Here is an 18,567-nt window from a genome sequence, read left to right as displayed (position 1 = left end):
GGCCTTGCGCCGAGCCTGGCACCCGGCCGCCCCGCCGTACGCTCGTCACGAGCACGCCGCTCTGGGAGGACCTGATGGATACGACGGCCGGCCTGGAACCGCCCCGCACCACTCTCGAGGCCGGCCAGGAGAGCAGGGTCACCCTGTCGGTGCGCAACGACTCGGAGATCGTCGAGGACTACACCTTCCAGGTGGTCGGGGACCTGGCGGAGTGGTCCACCGTGGAGCCGACGCACGTCTCCGTGTATCCGGGGCAGACGTCCACCGCCGTGGTCACCCTCCGGCCCCCGCGGTCCTCAGCAGTGCCCGCGGGTGAGCACCCGTACGGAGTGCACGTCAGGCCTGCCAAGCGACCGGAGAACGCCGCGGTGCCCGAAGGCGTCGTGGAGCTGCTGTCCTTCTACGACACCGTCGCGGAGCTGTCCCCGCAGTCCACGAAGGGCAGGAGGGGCGGGACGTACCGGGTTGTCGTGGACAACCGCGGCAATGCCCCCGTGGCCGTGGCCCTCGCCGCCAAGAGCGCCTCCGACGGACTGGAGCTCGCACTGGGCGAATCGAGCCTGACCATGGAATCGGGCAGCACATGGTCCTCCGAGGTCCGCGCAGAGCCCGTCAAACGGCTCTGGCGGGGTACTCCCATCGCGTACCCGTTCGCGGTCTTGGTGACCCCGGAGGAGGGACCGGAACTCGCTCTTGCCGGGACGCAGTACCAGGATCCCGTTCTGCCTGCCTGGACGCCCAAGGTTCTCATGGCTCTGGTGGCGGTCGCCTTGGCCCTGATCGTCCTCCTGCAACTCAGACCGGACGACGTCGAAGTGCCCGCGGTCGCGGGGACGGAGGCCACAGCCGCCGCGGCGGCCCTGAGCAACGCGAAACTCGTGCCGCAGGTCAGGAAGGTCTTCCACGCCAAGGTGCCGGACGGCACAGCCGTGGAAAGCGATCCAGCGGCCGGTACACAGGTCAAGGAAGGCACCACGGTAGTCCTCACCGTCTCCCAGGGCCGCGGGCCGTCGTCCACGGTCCCCGTTCCGCATGTAACCGGAATGATGGCCGCGAGCGCCGAGGCGGCCCTCCGCAACGCGGAACTCGAACCGTTACGCGAAGAGGCCGAGAACGAGAACGTGCTGGCGGGCAAGGCGGTAGGCACCGAACCCGCGGCCGACACGATGGTTGAGAAGGGCACCACGGTGGTGCTCACGATCTCCACGGGACCCCCCGGGTCCGGCGACACCTCGAAGCCAAGCACCTCCCCGAGTACAGAGACGCCCCAGAAGACCGAAAAATTCGCGCTGCCGGATGTGGTGGAGATGGAGGCGTCCGCGGCAGAGCAGCAGCTGGTCCAGGCGGGGCTCGAGCCGCAGCGCGGGGAGAGCGTCTTCGACGAGGCGGTGCTGGAGGGCCACGTGGTGAGCACTGATCCTGCGGCCGGCACGGAGGTCAGCGAGGGCGACGTGGTGACCCTGCGGGTCTCCCTGGGACCGGAGGGGTTCGCGCTGCCGGATGTGGTGGAGATGGAGGCGTCCGCGGCAGAGCAGCAGCTGGTCCAGGCGGGGCTCGAGCCGCAGCGCGGGGAGAGCGTCTTCGACGAGGCGGTGCTGGAGGGCCACGTGGTGAGCACTGATCCTGCGGCCGGCACGGAGGTCAGCGAGGGCGACGTGGTGACCCTGCGGATCTCCCTAGGACCCGTGGTAACGCCTTCCGCTGTGGTCGGGCCCTCCGCAACGCCGCATGAGGCCTCAGCGGGGGATGTGGCCCGGCGGCGCAGCGTCGAATCCGCACTGGAAGGCGGGTACGTCGCCCTCATGAATCCCCATGGAGCGGCGCCAGGAACCGATCTTGATTCCATACGAAGAAAAGGATGAGGAGCATGCCCACAGGGCCAGCGCTTCGCGCGGGAGACGTCTCCTTGTGCCCGCTCACCGACGGGCCGAAGCCCCACGTCGGCGGGCCGATCACCCCCGTGGCGGCCGTCATGACCGTGCTGATCGGCGGCATGCCGGCCGCCGTGGCGAACGGCATGCCCGGGGGCATCGTCTGCGTCTCGCCGGCGCCCAACGGCATCGCGATGGGCAGCATGACGGTGCTCATCGGAGGATTCCCCGCGGCGCGGCTGGGGGACCTGACGATGCACGGGGCTCCGATCGCACCGGGTCCGGGAATGCCGACCGTCATCATCGGCGGTTGAGCACGTGCAGCCGGAATGCGCAGATCTCTGGTCAGCTCGACGTCGGATGCCGTGCCGTCGGACCGTTGAGATCCCTGGTCATGCACCATGCGGCGGCCCCGGGCGGATCAGGTGTCCTTGCCATGTCCTGTTCTGAAAAGGTGATCTCCACATGTGGCTCAACCACGGCGAATGCGCCGCACCGATGCACCATCGGAGCAACGAGGGTGCGGACCGGCGCCCCCGGTGCAAGAGCTGGGGCAAGCCCCGCCGGACGGTGCTGTCCCTCTTGCTGGCGGGGACAGGCCTGGCGCTAACTCAGTGTGCTTCCGGAGGAGACGAAGAACCCTCGGCTGACCGGGACGCACGCTCGTTCCCGGTCCGCTCGACCGATGGAGGTGATGACCGGTCATCGCCCCGGATCACCGCGCCGTCCGCGAACGAGGACACCATCGTCCCGTCGTCTCCGGAAACCCGAGGATCTCCCAACCGACCCGAGGACGGGGGCGAGCAGCACGGCGCTCCAACGGCCCTCACCGATGATCCGACCGCCTTGCTGGGGGTCAACGTGCTGCAGGGCCAGGAGTTCCTGCAGTACTCGAATGCCCACGGCTGTTACGTGGGCATGTACGGACACTGGTTGTGCGACGGTGGGGCGGTGGAGATCGTCACAGACACGGGATCCGACGTCACTAGCGTGATCGTCAAGAACGACCACCCCATGGAACCGCCGCTGGGTGTCGCCTGGAGCGACTCCCCCCAGGATTTGGTGGCCAAACTCGGTGAGCCGAGCACCTTCCACGAGAACTACTTCTATATCTGGGACCAGCCCGACGGCACCCGCTTCTCCGTCACGTACAACATGCAGGGCAGTGATCCAAACGTCGACTACCTGCCCTTCGAGATCGCGCATTTCCAGGTGGACCACAAGCCCGACCGGGTCAGTTATTGAGCGTTCTCGACGTCAGCGGTGGCACGCACCTGCCCGGGATGAGCACCGTGTTCGTCGCCACCACGAGGGAGCTCCTCAGGACCCATCGTCGACCCCGCCGGTGACGACCGGCCCGGGGCATGGAAAAGGCCCGAACCCACGGTCTGCGGGTTCGGGCCTTTTCGATGTCCTGGGACATCACATGGCGGTGACGGAGGGATTTGAACCCTCGTTGGCTTTAACACCAAACATCATTTCGAGTGATGCACCTTCGGCCGCTCGGACACGTCACCAGCTCGCAGTACTGTACCGGCTGGCGAGCTCAACCGCCAAAACCCGCGGGGGCGGCGGGACCGGGAGCGGCGGGCCCGGCGCTGTCGTCCCCGCCGCGCCGGTGCTCCGCGAAGAAGTCGAGGAGCAGCCGGGAGCACTCCTCGGCCAGGACGCCGCCGGTCACCTCCACCCAGTGGTTGAGCCGCCGCTCCCGGAGCACGTCGAGGACGGAGCCGGCCGCCCCGGCCTTGTCGTCCCACGCGCCCAGGACCACCCGGGGCACGCGGGCCAGGACGATCCCGCCCGCGCACATCGCGCAGGGCTCGAGGGTCACCACCAGCGTGCAGCCGTCCAGCCGCCACGAGCCCAGGGCGCGGGCGGCGTCGCGCAGCGCCAGGATCTCGGCGTGGGCGGTGGGGTCGCCGTCGGCCTCCCGGCGGTTGCGGCCCCGGCCGACCACCGTCCCGTCCGGGCCGACCACGACGGCGCCGATCGGCACGTCTTGCGTCCCGAGCGCCGCCCGGGCCTCGGCGAGGGCCAGCCGCATCCACTCCTCCGCCCGGGCCTCGGAGCGGGTGCGCGGGGGCAGTGCCATGCGGTTCTCCTCCTGGGCGGGTCGCCGGGCCGGGCGGGGTCCGGCGAGGGGGCGGGGCGCCCCCGTGGCCCGATGGTAATTTTGGTCCATGCGAGTGACCGTTCTCGACCACCCATTGGTGGCACACAAACTGACCGTGCTCCGGGACAAGAACACCACGTCCCCGGTGTTCCGCCTGCTCGTCGAGGAGCTCGTGACGCTGCTCGCGTACGAGGCCACCCGGGGCGTCCGCGTGGAACCGGTGGAGATCGACACGCCGGTCACGCGCACCACGGGCGTGGGGCTGTCGAAGCCCCGGCCGCTGGTCGTGCCGATCCTCCGTGCGGGCCTGGGCATGCTCGAGGGCATGACCCGGCTGATCCCCACGGCCGAGGTCGGCTTCCTCGGCATGGCCCGCAACGAGGACACCCTCGACATCATCACCTACGCCGAGCGGCTGCCCGACGACCTCACCGGCCGCCAGGTCTTCGTCCTCGACCCGATGCTGGCCACGGGCGGGACGCTGCGGGAGGCGATCAAGTTCCTCTACCGCCGCGGGGCCGAGCAGATCACGTGCGTCTGCCTCCTGGCCGCCCCCGAGGGCCTGGCCGCCCTCGAGGAGGAGCTGGGGGACTCCGAGGTCAACATCGTCCTGGCTGCGAGGGACGAACGGCTCGACGAGAACGCCTACATCGTCCCGGGCCTCGGGGACGCCGGGGACCGGCTCTACGGCGTGGTCGACTGACCGCCGTCCCGTGACACCGCAGACCACGCGCCGAAAAGGCCCGCCGACGTCCTCGGCGGGCCTTTTTTCGCCCTCCGGCCATGTGTCCACATCGTGATACGAAGAGTTCACCGGTGAAGCGGTCTTGACAACAGAGGCGGGACCTGCTTGAGGGGAGGAAAAGCCCCCGGATCGTCCCAGAGGTCTGATATCCCGGGGGTCGGGCGGAAAACGGCATCCCAGCCGCAAGGTGAAGGAGGTTCATTTTGGCGGAGCACTTGGACAGCCGTCGTTCGAATCTCGCATCGTGAGATAGCGCCTCGAATATTACTTGCGGGATCCAGGGGGCTGGTGGACCATGAGAGCAACGCCACTGTCAGGAATTTGCCAGCTTCGCGGGGACCCTCCCCGACCACCACGGAGCGGGCCGGTTCGGGAGCTGGGAGCGGCGGGGCCGTTCCGAGGGGCGGATCGACTCAGGCGGACGGAACCTCGTCCGCCGCACGACGGAAAGACGAGGGGCACCAGATGCCAGGCACACCGGGATACGTGCACATTTCCCAGCGCAACCGCACGAGCGAGGCCCGTGCTGTCCGCGGTCCGGCCGCGGCCCCCGAGCGGGGGCAGACCGCCCCCGCCGACTACCGTAGCCTCCGGAGCACGATCGGCCCCATGCCGGCCGCGCCGGGCGAGACCCCGCTCCCCACCCGCCTGCAGCGGGACGCGGCGCCGCGTCCGCAGGTGCAGGAGAACGAGGCGCGCGGGTTCGTGATCTACGTGGGTCTCGACGAGGAGACCGCGGCGGCCAGCGGCACCTCGCTGGTCAAGATGGTCCAGAGCATCCGGGCGTACGCCCAGCAGCTGGTCCCGCAGGCCGACTCCTACGCCGCCGTGGCGCTGGCTCCCGCCAACACCGCCGGCACCGACCTCGAGGTCGTGCGCAACGCCCTGGGCGACCCCACCTCGGGGGCCGTGCGGCCCACGGCGCCCGCGCCCGCGCCGGCGCCCGAGACGAAGACCAGCCAGTCCACCGGGGTGCTCATCGACCTCTCCCGCCGGGAGGTCTTCCTCGACGGCGGCCTCCTGAACCTCACGTTCAAGGAGTTCGAGCTGCTGAACTACCTCGTGGAGAACGGCAGCCGGACCGTGGGCCGCCACGAGCTGCTGCACAGCCTGTGGCGCGACTCCGAGGAGGTGCCCAACGAGCGGACCATCGACGTGCACATCCGGCGCCTGCGCTCCAAGCTCGGCCGGCTCGCGAACACCGTGCGCACCGTCCGCGGCCAGGGCTACCGCTTCTACGAGCACCCCGAGGTCGTCGTGTGGGCGGCCCCCGAGTACTCCATCTGATCCGCGTCCCCGATCCGTGCCGGCCCCGGTTCCGTCCCGCGACGCGGAGGAGCCGGGGTCGCTCCGTGCCCGGCGGACGCGTGGCATCATGAACCGATGACCCGCCACGACCGGAAGAAGCTCGTCCTCATGCGCCACGCGGAGGCCGAGCACCCGTGGGGCGTGGCCGACCACGACCGCCCCCTGGACCGCGGCGGGGCCGCGGACGCCGCCGCCGCGGGGCGCTGGCTGCTGGCGAACGGGCACGTGCCGGACATGATCCTGTGCTCGAGCGCCCTGCGCGCGCGCCAGACCTGCACGTGGGTGTGCAGCGAGCTCGGCGACCTCGCCCCGACCGCCCGGCTCGACGAGTCCCTCTACGCGGCCCAGGACAGCCGGATCATCGCGGTGCTCAACCACGTGCCGGACACCGTGGAGTCCCTGCTCCTCATCGGCCACCTGCCCGGTCTGCGCGACGCCGCCCTCCGCCTGGCCACACCGGACTCCGACTACGACGCCGTCATGGCCCTCGCCGACGGCTGCCCCACCTCCGGGCTGGCGGTCCTGGAGGTTCCCGGCACCTGGGCCGGACTGGACGGCGCCGACGCCCGCCTGGTGGACTTCACGGTGCCGCGACCGTCCGCGGGAGACCGCTGACCGGCCGCCCTCCGGGCGCCGTCGCGGCGGCCGGACCGACGAAGGAGCACTGGATGCGACAGATCGAATTCACCCCGTCCGGGGACCGCGTGGGCGCGATCGGGTTCGGGGCCATGGGTCTGAGCTGGGTCTACGACCGGCACGGGCTGACCGAGCGGCGCAAGCACGAGGTGCTCGGGCTCGCGGTGGACCTCGGCATGAACGTGGTGGACACGGCGGTGCTCTACGGCGGGGGAGCCAACGAGGAGCTCGTCGGCGCCGCCCTCGCCCCGCGCCGGGACGAGGTGTTCCTCTGCTCCAAGACCGGGCTGCGCGCGGCCTCCCTGGAGCCGCCCCGGACGGAGCGCTGCGGGCACCCGGACGAGGTGCGCCGCTCGATCGAGGACAGCCTGCGCCGGCTGCGCACCGACACGGTGGACCTCTACTACCTGCACCGCGTGGACCCCGACGTGCCCCTCGAGGACACCTGGGGCGCGATGGGCGAGCTCGTGACCGCGGGCAAGGTGCGCCACCTGGGGCTCTCAGAGGTCAGCACGGAGCAGGCCGAGCGGGCGCACGCCATCCACCCGGTCGCGGCCGTCCAGTCGGAGTACTCCCTGTGGACCCGCAACCCCGAGGGGTCTGGCCCCACCGCCGACGGGGACCCCTCCGGGGACGTCATCGGGTGGTGCGCCGAGCACGGGGCGGTGTTCGTCCCCTTCTCCCCGCTGGGCCGCGGCTACCTCTCCGGCGCCCTCGCGGGCCGGGAGTTCTCCGGCTCCGACTTCCGCTCGCGCAACCCCCGGTTCACGCCGGAGGCCATGGCCGCCAACGAGGACGCCGTGCTGGCGCCCCTCCGTGAAGTCGCCGGCCGGCACGGGACCTCGCCCGCGGCGGTCGCGATCGCCTGGACCACGGCGCGCGGCGAGCACGTGCTGCCGATCCCCGGCACCACCGACCCCGGCCACCTGCGGGAGGACGCCGCGGCCGCGGACCTGCGCCTGACGGCCGAGGACCTGACCCTGCTGGACGGCGTGGCAGCCGTCGGCGACCGGTACTGAGCGGCGCCGGCCGTGCGCGCGGTCGTCTGCGGGGCGGGCATCGCGGGACTGGCCCTGGCCGGGTGCCTGGGCCGGCGGGGCTGGGACGTGGTGGTCCTGGAACGGGCGCCGCGCCCGCGGGAGCAGGGCTACATGATGGACTTCTTCGGCCCCGGCTGGGACGCCGCCGAGGAGATGGGCGTGCTCCCGGCGGTCCTTGAGCTCGGCTACCGGGTAGAGCGGCTCAGCTACGTGGACGACCGCGGCCGCGACCGGGCCGGGCTGCCGTTCGCCCGGTTCGCCCACGCCCTCGACGGGCACCTGGTCAGCGTGATGCGCCCCGATCTCGAGCGGGTGCTGCGCGAGCACGCCCGGGGCGTCGCGGAGCTCCGCTACGGCCGGCGCGTCGTCGGGGTCCGGCAGCGGCCCGGCGGGGCGGGCGCGGTGCTCGACGACGGCACGGTGCTCGACGCCGACCTGGTGGTCGGCGCCGACGGGGTGCACTCGGCCGTGCGGCGCTCCGCGTTCGGGCCCGAGGAGCGCTTCCGCCGCTGGCTGGGCCTGCACACGGCGGCGTTCGTGGTCGACGACCCGGAGGCGTGCCGGCAGGTCGGCGACCGCTTCTGCCTCACCGACAGCATCGACCGGGCGATGGGGTTCTACGGGCTGCGCGACGGGCGCCTGGCCGTGTTCGCCGTGCACCGGGCCGCCGCGCCGTCCCTGCCGGCCGACCCCCGGGAGAGCCTGCGCGCCGTCCACGGCTCGCTGGGCTGGATCGTGCCCCGCGTCCTGGCGGCCTGTCCCGGCGGGGACCGGCTCTACTACGACCAGGTGGTGCAGGTCGAGCTGCCGCGGTGGAGCAGCGGCCGGGTCGTGCTGCTCGGGGACTCGGGCCAGGCGGTGTCCCTGCTGGGCGGCCAGGGCGCCTCGCTGGGGATCGCCGGGGCGTGGCTGCTCGCCGAGCGGCTCGACCGCGCCGGGTCGGTCGAGGAGGCGCTGACGGGCTGGGAGCGGGTCTGGCGGCCGGTCGTGGCGGAGAAGCAGCGCGTCGCCCGCGGCGGGGCGCAGTGGTTCCTGCCGTCCTCCCGCGCCCGCCGCCAGGCGCGGCGCCTGGCGCTGCGCCTGGCCGCCCTCCCGGGCCTCGACACCGTGGTGACCCGCGGCCTCGTGGGGCGCGCCGGGGGAGACGTCCGGGCGCTCGCCGCGGCTCCGGCCTGAGCCGTCCGCGGCCCGGGCCGCAGCGGCCGGGCACGAAGGAGCCCCTCACCGGCGTCTCCGTCGGTGAGGGGCTCCTTCGTGGATGGTGCGCCCGAAGGGATTCGAACCCCCAACCTTCTGATCCGTAGTCAGATGCTCTATCCGTTGAGCTACAGGCGCATCGGCGTCCCGGCGTCACCGCCGTTCAAACCGGACATCACTCTACATGCGGCCCCCGGCTGCGCAAAATCCGAGGGCGCCCCGTTCGACACCCGGCGCGACGGGCCGCGGCGCGCGTAACCCTGCTGGGGCGGCCGGGGCCGGGGCGATACGATGGACCCACATCACAGTAGAGACCGGCCGCCCACCTCCACGCCGCTCACTGTGGGCCCGGTGACACCGGGTCGAGTGTTCGACGACGAGCACCACCACGAGAGCCCCGGGCGGTCGGCGGACGGCCTCAACGAGGAGACATGTCAATGGCTGACAACCCCACTGCAACGACGGAGACCACCGGGCTGAACGAGGCTGTGAAGGACGCGCTGGACAGCGCGCCCACCACCCATGCGCACCTCCTCTCGTGGGTGCGGGAGATGGCGGAGCTGACCCAGCCGGACCGCATCCACTGGGTCGACGGCTCGGAGGCCGAGTGGACGCAGCTCACCGACGAGCTCGTGGACGCCGGCACCTTCGTCCGCCTGGACGAGGAGAAGTTCCCCAACTCCTTCGCCGCGTTCTCGGACCCGGACGACGTCGCCCGGGTCGAGGAGCGCACCTTCATCTGCACCAAGACCGAGAAGGGAGCGGGCCCCACCAACAACTGGGAGGACCCGGAGGTGATGCGCAGCTCCCTGCGCAAGAAGTTCCGCGGCGCCATGCGCGGGCGCACGATGTACGTCATCCCCTTCGTCATGGGTCACCTGGAGGCCTCGCGGCCGAGCTACGGCGTGGAGATCACCGACTCCGCCTACGTGGTGTGCTCCATGCGCATCATGGCGACCATCGGCACCCCGGTGCTGGAGAAGATGACCGAGCAGAACGGCTTCTTCGTCGAGTGCCTGCACTCGCTGGGCGCCCCGCTGGCCCCGGGCGAGCAGGACGTGCCCTGGCCCTGCAACCCCGCCAAGTACATCGTGCACTTCCCCGAGGACCGGGCCGTCTGGTCCTTCGGCTCCGGGTACGGGGGCAACGCCCTGCTCGGCAAGAAGTGCTACGCGCTGCGCATCGCCTCCGCCATCGCCCACGACGAGGGCTGGCTGGCCGAGCACATGCTCATCCTCAAGGTCACGAACCCCGAGGGCAGGAGCCGGTTCATCTCCGCTGCCTTCCCCTCGGCCTGCGGCAAGACCAACTTCGCGATGCTCGAGCCCACGCTCGAGGGCTGGAAGGCCGAGATGGTCGGCGACGACATCTCCTGGATCCGCTTCGGCAAGGACGGCCAGGCCCGGGTGACCAACCCGGAGGCGGGCCTGTTCGGCGTGGCCCCCGGCACGGGGTGGCCCACCAACCCCAACGCCATGCGCGCCATCGCCCGGGGCAACACGATCTTCACCAACGTGGCGCTCACCGACGACGGCGGCGTCTGGTGGGAGGGCATGACGGAGGAGACGCCCGAGCACCTGACGGACTGGAAGGGCCGGGACTGGACCCCGGGGAGCGGCCGTCCCGCCGCGCACCCGAACTCGCGCTTCTGCACCCCCATCAAGCAGGCCGACATCCTCGCCCCCGAGTACGACGACCCGGAGGGCGTGCCGCTGTCCGCGATCGTCTTCGGCGGCCGCCGCAAGACCACCATCCCGCTCGTGTCCCAGTCCTTTGGCTGGGAGCACGGGGTGTTCCAGGGCGCCACGCTGTCCTCGGAGACCACCGCCGCCGCGAAGGGCGCCGTGGGCGTCGTCCGGCGCGACCCCATGGCCATGCTCCCGTTCATCGGCTACAACGCCAACGACTACCTCGAGCACTGGGTCGAGGTCGGCGAGCGCATCGGCGAGGACGACATGCCGAAGGTCTTCTACGTCAACTGGTTCCGCCGCACCCCGAGCGGCGGCTTCGCCTGGCCGGGCTTCGGCGAGAACTCCCGCGTGGTCAAGTGGATCTTCGACCGCCTCGAGGGCACGGCCGGCGGCCGGGAGACCCCGATCGGCATCGTGCCCACCAAGGAGGACCTCGACCTCACCGGCCTGGACATCTCGGACGAGGAGCTCGAGGCCGCCCTCAAGGTCGACGTCGAGGAGTGGCGGGCCGAGCTGCCCAGCATCGACGAGTGGTTCCACCGGCTCGGCCACGTGCCCGAGCCCATCCTCGAGCAGCGCGCCGGCCTGGAGGACCGCCTGAACCAGGCGTGATCCCCGTCCCGGGGTGCTGCGGCGCCCCGGGACGGGGATCGGACGAGGGGTCTCCCGTGCCGGGAGGCCCCTCGTCCGCGTCCGCCGCCCGCGTGGGACAATGGGGGCGCTCCCGCGGCCGGCCGGGACGCGCGAGGTCTCGGAAGGAGCCGCCATGAGCGACCGGAGGACCCCGCCGTGCGGCTGACCGCGTTCTCGGACATCGCCCTGCGCGTCCTGCTGCTGACAGGAGCCGTCCCCGAGGGGGAGAAGCTCACCACGCGCGCCATCGCCGAGGGTGTGGGCGCCCCCTACCACCACGTGACCAAGACCGTGGGCCGGCTGAGCGGGCTCGGGCTGCTGGCCTCGAGCCGCGGCCGCACCGGCGGGGTGTCGATCACCCCCGCCGGACTGGACGCCACCGTGGGCTCGCTCCTGCGCGAGCTGGAGGCGGGCTCCGCGATGGTCGAGTGCGAGTCGGCCGGCGGCGAGTGCCCGCTGGATCACGGGTGCCGGCTGCGCCGCGCCCTCGCGGACGCGCGGGAGGCCTTCTACGGCGCGCTCGACGACGTGCGGGTGCGGGACCTCGTGAGCGAGCGGCAGGTGGGTCCGGTGCTGGTGTCCATCGGACTGCGCCCGCCCGAGCCGCCGGCGGCCACCACGGGGGGCGCGCCACCGCCGATGACGTAATCAAGTATTTTAGATGCTACTTTTGAGGAGTCATCCACCGGCTCCCCAGGAGGCAACCGTGCTGTCCGACCAGTCCCGTCCCGTCATCGAGCAGACCATCGGCGTCGTCGCCGAGCGCATCCCGTTCATCACCCCCGAGTTCTACCGGTCCATGTTCGAGGCGCGCCCCGATCTGCTGGACGGCATGTTCAGCCGCTCCAACCAGCGGAACGGGACCCAGGCGCAGGCCCTCGCCGGCTCCATCGCGATGTTCGCCTCCTGGCTGCTGACCCACCCCGAGGGCTACCCGGACGAGCTGCTCTCCCGCGTGGCGCACAAGCACGCGTCCCTGGGCGTGCTGCCCCAGCACTACCCGATCGTCCACGAGCACCTCTTCGGCGCGATCGCCCGGGACCTCGGCGACGCCGCGACGCCCGAGGTCGTGGCCGCCTGGGACGAGGTGTACTGGCTGATGGCCGACGCCCTGATCAAGATCGAGGAGGGCCTCTACGCGGGCCAGGCGAACAGCGTGGTCTTCGCCCCGTTCCGGGTCGCGGCCAAGGAGCAGACCGGGACCACCACCACGGCGATCACCCTCGAGCCCGCCGACGGTACGCCGATGACCCCCGCGGTGGCCGGCCAGTACGTGACCGTCGAGGTGCGGATGCCCGACGGCGTGGACCAGCCGCGGCAGTTCACGCTGGTCCCCGGGCCCGAGGGGACCCGCCGGATCGCCGTGCGACTCGACGAGCGCGGCGAGGTCACCCCGGTGCTCTGCCACGACGTGCAGGTGGGCGACGTCCTGCGGGTCTCCAACCCCTACGGGGACGTGGTGCTCCCGGAGGGGGAGGGTCCGCTCGTGCTGGCCTCCGCCGGCATCGGCGTGACCCCCATGCTGGCGTTCCTGGACCGGCTCGTCCGCCAGGAGTCGCAGCGGCAGGTCCTCGTCCTGCACGCCGACCGCTCGGCGGAGGACTGGGCGCTGCGCGAGCTGCACGAGATGCTGGTCGCCGAGCTGCCCCACGCCCGCCTGGAGACCTGGATGGAGACCCCGGGGGACGGCGACCACGACGGGTTCATGGACCTCGGCGCCGTGCGGATCCCGGCCGACGCCCAGGTGGTGCTGTGCGGCCCGCTGCCCTTCATGCAGGCCGTCCGCTCCGCCGTGATCGCCCAGGGCGTCCCGGGGCGCAGCGTGGCCTACGAGATCCTGGGCCCGGACCAGTGGATGCTCCACGACGAGGCGCGCGAGACCGCCGCGGTCTGAGCGCCCGCAGCGCACGGGGCCCCGCCGGACGGCTCGTCCGGCGGGGCCCCGCTGCGTGCCGAGGTCTCAGACGCGCACGATGTCCAGCACCCGGTCCCGGACCCGCTCCATCGTCGCCGGGTCCTTCGCCTCGACGTTGAGGCGCAGGAACGGCTCGGTGTTGGAGGGGCGCAGGTTGAACCACCAGCCCTCGTCCGGGCAGCTGAGCGTGGTGCCGTCCAGCTCCTCCACGCTCACGTCCCGGCCGGCCAGGGCGTCGACGACCCGCCGGACGGCACCGGCCTTGTCCTCCACCGTGGAGTTGATCTCACCGGAGGCCGCGTACGGGTCGTACTGGTGCATCAGCTCGCTCAGCGGCCCGTCCTGCTCGCCCAGCGCGGCCAGGAGGTGCATCGCGGCGAGCATCCCGGTGTCCGCGTTGAAGAAGTCCTTGAAGTAGTAGTGCGCGGAGTGCTCGCCCCCGAACACGGCGCCCTCCTCGGCCATGACGGCCTTGATGAACGAGTGGCCCACCCGGGTCCGCACGGGGCGGCCGCCGCGGGCGGTGACCAGCTCGGGCACGGCGCGGGACGTGATGAGGTTGTGGATGATCACCGGGTTCTCCACGCCCTCCGCCCGGGCGCGCTCGATCTCCCGCTCGGCCACGAGCGCGGTGACGGCCGAGGGCGAGACGGCCCCGCCCTGCTCGTCGACCACGAAGCAGCGGTCGGCGTCGCCGTCGAACGCGATGCCCAGGTCCGCGCCGTGCTCGCGCACGGCCCGCTGGAGGTCCACGAGGTTCTCCGGCTCGAGCGGGTTGGCGGGGTGGTTGGGGAACGTGCCGTCCAGCTCGAAGTACAGGGGCACGACCTCCAGCGGCAGCGGCTCCAGCACGGCGTCGCCCAGCACCGCGGGAGTGGTCAGCCCCGCCATCCCGTTGCCGGCGTCGACCACCACCTTGATCGGGCGGGTCCCGGACAGGTCCACCAGGGAGCGCAGGTACTCCGCGTAGCCGGTCAGCACGTCCCGCTCGGTGACCGTGCCGGGGACGGGGGCCTCCGGGACGGCTCCTTCGTCGAGGTAGCGCTGGGCGAGGTCGCGGATGTCGTAGAGGCCCGTCTCGGAGGAGACCGGGACGGCCCCGGCCTTCGACATCTTCATGCCGTTGTACTCGGCGGGGTTGTGGCTCGCCGTGAAGGTCACCCCGGCGGCGCCGAACGTCCCGGACGCGTAGTACAGCTCGTCGGTGGAGATCAGCCCGATCTTCACGACGTCCGCGCCGCGGCGGACCGCGCCCTCGGCGAAGGCGTCCACGAACTCCGGCGAGGAGGGGCGCATGTCGCCGCCCACCAGGACCGTCAGGCCGGCGAGGCCCAGGACGTCCACGAACGCGGCGCCGGTGGCCCGGACCGTCTCCGCGGTGATGGACTCGCCCACGATGCCGCGCACGTCGTAGGCCTTGAACGAAGCTGAGAGATCGATAGTCACAAGGGGTGATCTTAGGCCACGGGCGCTCCCGGGTGCCGCGGGGCGCGGGCGGTCCTGTGATTGGATGACGAGCATGGTCGAGATCCTCCGCATGCGCAATCCCGTCCAGCACTATGCGTGGGGCTCCCGCGAGGTGCTGGCCCGCCTCCAGGGCAGACCCGTGCCGAGCCCCGAGCCCGAGGCCGAGCTGTGGGTCGGCGCGCACCCCTCCGCGCCCTCCGTCGTCGTCCGGGACGGCCGGGACGAGCCGCTGGAGGGCCTGCCGTTCCTGCTCAAGATCCTGGCCATCGACGCCCCCCTGTCCATCCAGGTGCACCCCTCGCCGGAGCAGGCCGAGGCGGGCTTCGAGCGCGAGCAGCGGGCGGGGATCCCGCTCGACGACCCGCGGCGCAACTACAAGGACCGCTCCGCCAAGCCCGAGACCGTCGTGGCCCTCACCGGCGTGGAGCTGCTCACGGGGGTGCAGCCGGCGGACCGGCTGCGCGCCACGGCCGCGCGCCTGGGGCTGGACTGGCTGCGCGACGCCGCCGCCGGCGGGCGCCCCGTGCTGCCGGCCGTGCTGACGCTCGACGACGACGCCGCCGCGGCCGCCGTGGCGGCGACCATCGACGCGGCCCGCGCCGCGGGCCCGCAGGACCCGGTGGCCTCGCTGGTCCGCTACGTGCACGACCGGCACCCGGGCGACCGCGGGCTGCTGGTCGCGGTGTGCATGCACCACGTCCGCCTCGCCCCGGGGCAGTCCCTGCACACCCCGGCCGGGCAGCTCCACGCGTACCTGTCCGGGGCGGCGATCGAGGTGATGAGCTCCTCGGACAACGTCCTGCGCGCCGGGCTGACGGGCAAGCACGTGGACGTGGCCGAGCTGCTCGCCGTGCTGGCCGACGAGCAGGCGGCCCCGGAGGTCGTCGAGCCCGCCGCCGACGAGCACGGCCGCCGCGTCTACCCCCTGTGGGACGAGCGGCTGTCGCTGACCGCCCACGAGCTCGTGCCGGGACGGGCCGTGCCCGTCGGGCTGCGGGGCACCACGGTCCTGCTGAGCACCGGGGACCGGGTGCTGGTGCGGGCCGCCGGCCGGGAGTGGGAGCTGGCCGGCGGGGAGTCGCTGCTGCACCGGGGCGGCCCCGGCACCGTCGAGCTGTCCGGCGACGCCAGGGTGTTCACGGTCTCCTGCCGCTGAGCCGCCCTCGGCGCGCGGCGCCGCTCAGGGGGTGGTCAGCTCCGTGCGGACCTCGATGAGCGTGGGGCCCTCGGCCGCGAGACCCTGCCGCACCAGGTCGGCGAGCTCCGCGGCCGTGCCCGCGGCCTGCGCGGGCACCCCGTAGCCCCGCGCGAGGCTGAGGAAGTCGATGCCCGGCACGTCCAGCCCCGGCACGTCCCCCGTGCCCAGCATGCCCGCGAACCAGCGCAGCGCGCCGTAGGTGCCGTTGTTGAGGATCACGAACACGACCGGGACCCGGTACTGCGCCGCGCTCCACAGGGCGGTGATCCCGTAGTTGGCCGACCCGTCGCCGACCACCCCGATGACCGGACGGTCCGGCCGGGCCAGCTTCACGCCGACCGCCGCGGGCAGCCCGAAGCCCAGGCCGCCGGAGGCCGGCCAGAAGTAGGAGCCGGGCTCCCGCAGGTCCATGTGCCTCCAGAAGTCCCCGTTGGTGGAGGTCGACTCCACCACGTAGGCGGTGTCCGCCGGCGCCGTCTCGCGCAGCACCTCGAACACGGCGCCCGGGTGGAAGACGCCGTCCACGGGCTCGCGGGCGGGCGGCGGCACCGTCCACCCGACCGGGGCGGCCGGGCGCGCCCCGCCGCGCCGCTCGTGCAGGGCGGCCACCAGGGCCGCGGCCGTCGCGGCGAGCCCGGCCACGAAGGAGGTCCCGAACGGCGCCCGGGCGGCCTCGCCCGGGTCCTCGGTGACGTGCAGCAGCTGCGTGCCCTCGGCCAGGTACCGGGCGGGCTCGTACTGGTGGTAGCGGAAGACGGGGGCGCCGAGCACCAGGACCACGTCGTTCTCCTCGAGGGCGGCGTGCACGCCCCGCTCCGAGGCGGGGAGGACCCCGCGGAACTGCGGGTGCCGGTTGGGGAAGGGCAGCCGGTAGGGGGAGGGTGCCACCCACACGTCGGCGCCGAGCAGCTCGGCGAGCTCGCGGCTGACCCCGTTCGCCGCCACGGCGTCCACCTCGGAGCCCAGCACCAGCGCGGGCCGGCGGGCTCCGGCCAGCAGACCGGCGATCTCCTGCACGTGCTCGGGGGCCGGGTGCAGGCCCTCGGCCACCCGCCGGGGCAGCAGGTAGTCGTCGTTGTCGGCGGACTCCCGGTCCCAGTCGTCGTAGGGGACCGAGACGTACGTGGGGCCGCGGGACCCGGTGCACGCCTCCCACAGGGCCTGGTCCAGCATCCGGGGGACGTCCTGCGCGGACAGCGGCTCGCCCGCCCACTTCGTCAGCGGGGATGTCAGGTCCGGGGCCGCCACGTTGGCGAGCATGGGCTCCGCGCCGATCGTGGCGCGCACCTGCTGGCCGGCCGTGACCACGAGCGGGGTGTGCGAGCTGGCGGCGTTGGTCAGCGCGCCCATGGCGTTGCCCGTGCCGGAGGCCGAGTGCAGGTTCACGAGCGCCGGCCGGCCCGTGGCCTGCGCGTAGCCGTCGGCCATGCCCACGACCACTCCCTCGTGCAGCCCCAGGACGTACCGGATGCCGGGGGGCAGGTCCCGCAGGAAGGGCAGCTCGTTGGAGCCCGGGTTGCCGAACACGGTGTCGAGGCCACGGGCCTGCATCCAGCGGTGGGTCCTGGCACGGATGGTGGTCACGCTGCGCTCCAATCGGGACGCGGCACCGGCGTGCCGCCTCACCGCGAGAGTAGAAGGGGGCCGGGGGCACGGCCAGTCGATGTTTTCTATCCCCTCATAGACGGCGACGATGCCAGGGCCCGGGCCGCAGCGGCGCCGACGGGTCCGGCGAGACGGACTCCCGCAGCGTGTCCACGACCAGCCGCGCGAACCACTGCTGCGCGGGGCGCTGGTGGGCGGTCTCGCGGGTGTAGGCGGCCAGCTGGAGGACCGGCATCTCGACCGGGTGCGGGAAGACCCGGATCCCGGCCGCCTCCTGGAGCGTCTCGGCGAGGAACCGCGGCAGCACCGCGAGGCAGTCGGTGCGCTCCACCACGGAGACCAGGCCCGTGAAGTGGGACAGCCGCAGGGCCGTGCTGCCCGGGGCGCCCGCCCGCTCCGCCGCGACCTCGGCGAGGTCGTGGCCCATCGACGGGGCGAGCCGGATCCGCGGCTCCTCCGCGAACTGCTCGAGCGTGAGCCGCTCCCGGACCCGCGGGTGGCCGCGGGCCGCGATCACCACGTACTCGTCGGTGCCGACGACGGTGCGGACGATGCCGGGCCCGCCGATGTACGGGGCGCAGATCGCGGCGTCCACCCGGTTGCGCAGCAGGTCCTCCGGGACGCGCTCCACGTCCAGGGGCAGCACGGTCAGCTCCACACCGGGTGCCTGCTCCCGCAGCGCCACCATGACGGACGGCAGGAACGCCAGCTCCCCGAGGTCGGTCAGCGCCAGGGTGAAGCGCTCGCGGGCGGTCTCCGGGTCGAACAGCCCGCCCGAGGAGACGGCCGCGGTCACCTGGGCGATCCCCGCCTTGACCTGCGGGAAGATGCTCCTCGCGAACGGCGTGGGGCTCAGGCCCCGGCCCTCCCGGACGAACAGCTGGTCGTTGCACTGCCGGCGCAGGTTCTTCAGGGCGTGGCTCACCGTGGGCTGGGTGAGGTGCAGCTCGGCGGCGGCCCCCGTGACGCTGCCCTGCTCGTAGACCGTGCAGAACACGCGCATCAGGTTCAGGTCCAGCTCCACGGCACCCCTCCTCGGTCAGCGACTCATAGACGTCATGCATCGGTCCATCGACAACATGCACTGGTTTGTGAATGCTACGTCACTAGAGTGATCCCTATCACAACGGGCACCGGACGACACAGGG

Annotated in this window: 16 protein-coding genes and 2 tRNA genes; 12 read left to right on the top strand and 6 right to left on the bottom strand. The window is 72.5% G+C overall.

The annotated features are described in order from the left end of the window. Positions 1-149 precede the first annotated feature (149 nt). From RF644_RS01080 to RF644_RS01070, 3 genes are all read left to right on the top strand, one after another. Positions 150-1,862, top strand: a complete 1,713-nt coding sequence (locus RF644_RS01080; protein WP_368795003.1) for a PASTA domain-containing protein — start codon at positions 150-152, stop codon at positions 1,860-1,862. Next, on the top strand, positions 1,859-2,185 hold the full coding sequence (locus RF644_RS01075; RefSeq protein WP_368795002.1) for a PAAR domain-containing protein: 327 nt from the start codon (positions 1,859-1,861) through the stop codon (positions 2,183-2,185). Before RF644_RS01080 ends, RF644_RS01075 begins: the two co-directional genes overlap by 4 nt. 151 nt (positions 2,186-2,336) lie before the next feature. Beyond that, positions 2,337-3,116: a hypothetical protein gene (locus RF644_RS01070; RefSeq protein ID WP_368795001.1), complete on the top strand. Its 780-nt coding sequence runs from the start codon at positions 2,337-2,339 to the stop codon at positions 3,114-3,116. Positions 3,117-3,298: 182 nt separating this feature from the next. Here the strand turns inward: RF644_RS01070 and RF644_RS01065 are convergent. Further along, positions 3,299-3,388, bottom strand: a tRNA-Ser gene (locus RF644_RS01065). 29 nt (positions 3,389-3,417) lie between these two features. Further along, positions 3,418-3,963 carry a tRNA adenosine(34) deaminase TadA gene (tadA, locus tag RF644_RS01060; protein WP_368795000.1) on the bottom strand — a complete coding sequence of 182 codons (546 nt, stop codon included), beginning with the start codon at positions 3,961-3,963 and terminating at the stop codon, positions 3,418-3,420. A gap of 88 nt (positions 3,964-4,051) precedes the next feature. On the opposite strand from tadA, the gene upp reads away from it, so the two are divergent. From upp to RF644_RS01035, 5 genes are all read left to right on the top strand, one after another. Then, the gene (upp, locus tag RF644_RS01055) at positions 4,052-4,687 is read left to right on the top strand and encodes a uracil phosphoribosyltransferase (protein ID WP_031283230.1); all 636 of its coding nucleotides are present in this window, start codon (positions 4,052-4,054) and stop codon (positions 4,685-4,687) included. A gap of 507 nt (positions 4,688-5,194) precedes the next feature. Then, positions 5,195-6,016 (top strand): winged helix-turn-helix domain-containing protein, encoded by an 822-nt coding sequence (locus RF644_RS01050; RefSeq protein WP_368794999.1) that lies wholly within the window; start codon positions 5,195-5,197, stop codon positions 6,014-6,016. A 96-nt stretch (positions 6,017-6,112) separates the two neighbouring features. After that, positions 6,113-6,652, top strand: a complete 540-nt coding sequence (locus RF644_RS01045) for a histidine phosphatase family protein (protein WP_017833923.1) — start codon at positions 6,113-6,115, stop codon at positions 6,650-6,652. 53 nt (positions 6,653-6,705) lie between these two features. Continuing rightward, positions 6,706-7,692, top strand: coding sequence for an aldo/keto reductase (locus tag RF644_RS01040; RefSeq protein WP_368794998.1), 987 nt, complete (start codon positions 6,706-6,708; stop codon positions 7,690-7,692). Between the two features lie 12 nt (positions 7,693-7,704). After that, positions 7,705-8,889, top strand: a complete 1,185-nt coding sequence (locus RF644_RS01035) for an FAD-dependent monooxygenase (RefSeq protein ID WP_368794997.1) — start codon at positions 7,705-7,707, stop codon at positions 8,887-8,889. 83 nt (positions 8,890-8,972) lie between these two features. Here RF644_RS01035 and RF644_RS01030 read toward each other — a convergent pair. Continuing rightward, positions 8,973-9,048, bottom strand: a tRNA-Arg gene (locus RF644_RS01030). Positions 9,049-9,347: 299 nt separating this feature from the next. On the opposite strand from RF644_RS01030, the gene RF644_RS01025 reads away from it, so the two are divergent. The 3 genes from RF644_RS01025 (at position 9,348) to RF644_RS01015 (ending at position 13,128) form a co-directional block, all read left to right on the top strand. Continuing rightward, positions 9,348-11,213: a phosphoenolpyruvate carboxykinase (GTP) gene (locus tag RF644_RS01025; RefSeq protein WP_368794996.1), complete on the top strand. Its 1,866-nt coding sequence runs from the start codon at positions 9,348-9,350 to the stop codon at positions 11,211-11,213. Between the two features lie 177 nt (positions 11,214-11,390). Next, the gene (locus tag RF644_RS01020; protein ID WP_368794995.1) at positions 11,391-11,882 is read left to right on the top strand and encodes an Rrf2 family transcriptional regulator; all 492 of its coding nucleotides are present in this window, start codon (positions 11,391-11,393) and stop codon (positions 11,880-11,882) included. 58 nt (positions 11,883-11,940) lie between these two features. Beyond that, a complete protein-coding gene (locus RF644_RS01015; RefSeq protein ID WP_095651260.1) occupies positions 11,941-13,128 on the top strand; it encodes a globin domain-containing protein in 1,188 nt (395 codons plus the stop codon). Positions 13,129-13,194: 66 nt separating this feature from the next. Here the strand turns inward: RF644_RS01015 and RF644_RS01010 are convergent, their stop codons facing one another. Then, positions 13,195-14,595 carry a phosphomannomutase/phosphoglucomutase gene (locus RF644_RS01010; protein ID WP_368794994.1) on the bottom strand — a complete coding sequence of 467 codons (1,401 nt, stop codon included), beginning with the start codon at positions 14,593-14,595 and terminating at the stop codon, positions 13,195-13,197. Between the two features lie 73 nt (positions 14,596-14,668). Here RF644_RS01010 and manA point away from each other — a divergent pair, with 73 nt between their 5' ends. Then, positions 14,669-15,772: a mannose-6-phosphate isomerase, class I gene (gene manA, locus RF644_RS01005; protein ID WP_368794993.1), complete on the top strand. Its 1,104-nt coding sequence runs from the start codon at positions 14,669-14,671 to the stop codon at positions 15,770-15,772. Between the two features lie 24 nt (positions 15,773-15,796). Here manA and mdlC read toward each other — a convergent pair whose 3' ends face one another. Then, positions 15,797-17,398 carry a benzoylformate decarboxylase gene (mdlC, locus tag RF644_RS01000; protein ID WP_368794992.1) on the bottom strand — a complete coding sequence of 534 codons (1,602 nt, stop codon included), beginning with the start codon at positions 17,396-17,398 and terminating at the stop codon, positions 15,797-15,799. Positions 17,399-17,492: 94 nt separating this feature from the next. Beyond that, complete coding sequence (locus tag RF644_RS00995; RefSeq protein WP_017833932.1) at positions 17,493-18,443, bottom strand: LysR family transcriptional regulator; 951 nt, start codon at positions 18,441-18,443, stop codon at positions 17,493-17,495. Positions 18,444-18,567: the final 124 nt, after the last annotated feature.

Source organism: Kocuria sp. CPCC 205258 (genome assembly GCF_040981005.1).
Taxonomy (GTDB): Bacteria; Actinomycetota; Actinomycetes; order Actinomycetales; family Micrococcaceae; genus Kocuria; species Kocuria rosea.
Note: the sequence above shows the minus strand (reverse complement) of the source record. Positions and strands in the feature narration are given on the sequence as shown.

What these genes read in the sequence shown, in the direction of transcription:
- RF644_RS01075 (WP_368795002.1), top strand. Translation starts at nt 1,859, where the DNA reads ATGAGGAGCATGCCCACAGGGCCAGCGCTTCGCGCGGGAGACGTCTCC.
- RF644_RS01070 (WP_368795001.1), top strand. Translation starts at nt 2,337, where the DNA reads ATGTGGCTCAACCACGGCGAATGCGCCGCACCGATGCACCATCGGAGC.
- tadA (WP_368795000.1), bottom strand. Translation starts at nt 3,963, where the DNA reads ATGGCACTGCCCCCGCGCACCCGCTCCGAGGCCCGGGCGGAGGAGTGG.
- upp (WP_031283230.1), top strand. Translation starts at nt 4,052, where the DNA reads ATGCGAGTGACCGTTCTCGACCACCCATTGGTGGCACACAAACTGACC.
- RF644_RS01050 (WP_368794999.1), top strand. Translation starts at nt 5,195, where the DNA reads ATGCCAGGCACACCGGGATACGTGCACATTTCCCAGCGCAACCGCACG.
- RF644_RS01045 (WP_017833923.1), top strand. Translation starts at nt 6,113, where the DNA reads ATGACCCGCCACGACCGGAAGAAGCTCGTCCTCATGCGCCACGCGGAG.
- RF644_RS01040 (WP_368794998.1), top strand. Translation starts at nt 6,706, where the DNA reads ATGCGACAGATCGAATTCACCCCGTCCGGGGACCGCGTGGGCGCGATC.
- RF644_RS01025 (WP_368794996.1), top strand. Translation starts at nt 9,348, where the DNA reads ATGGCTGACAACCCCACTGCAACGACGGAGACCACCGGGCTGAACGAG.
- manA (WP_368794993.1), top strand. Translation starts at nt 14,669, where the DNA reads ATGGTCGAGATCCTCCGCATGCGCAATCCCGTCCAGCACTATGCGTGG.